Origin of the sequence: Streptomyces colwelliae, assembly GCF_048158785.1 — a bacterium.
Taxonomy (GTDB): domain Bacteria; phylum Actinomycetota; class Actinomycetes; order Streptomycetales; family Streptomycetaceae; genus Streptomyces.
On sequence record NZ_JBLTJC010001013.1, the window covers coordinates 1 to 414 of the forward strand.

Here is a 414-nt window from a genome sequence, read left to right on the forward strand (position 1 = left end):
TCGTTGTAGAGATCGAACTGGTGCTCGTCGGCAAGCAGCGACAGCGGCTCGAGCGGCAGGTCGAAGTCGCGGATCGCGCGCAGCAGTTCGGCCGCCACCGGATTGCCCTCGGCGCTGCCGTGGACCTGGCCCGACAGCATGTTGGTCCACCATTGCAGGCGGATTTCCCCGGGCAAGGGCTGGCTCACCTGGTCGCGGACTCGGACGATCTCGACGTTGAAGGCATAGAGCGCCAGCAGCGCACGGCGCTCGGCTGCGGGCGCGAACAGGGTCGCGGCATAGCGCGGAAAGTCGTGGCTGCGCACGAGATCGGCGCAGAACGTAACGTTGTCGGATGGAGCCGGCGTGCTGTTCATGGCACGGCGATCAGCGCGGCCGCAACGCGGCGCCGTTCGCCGATCATGATGTTGTAGG

The 414-nt window shown here is 66.9% G+C and carries 1 protein-coding gene; it reads right to left on the reverse strand.

What is annotated here, in order from left to right; all coding sequences use genetic code 11:
- A partial coding sequence (locus ACNFOC_RS55605) for a phytoene/squalene synthase family protein (protein WP_416966474.1) occupies positions 1 to 356 on the reverse strand: 356 nt, incomplete at its 3' end.
- Between the last annotated feature and the right edge of the window lie 58 nt (positions 357 to 414).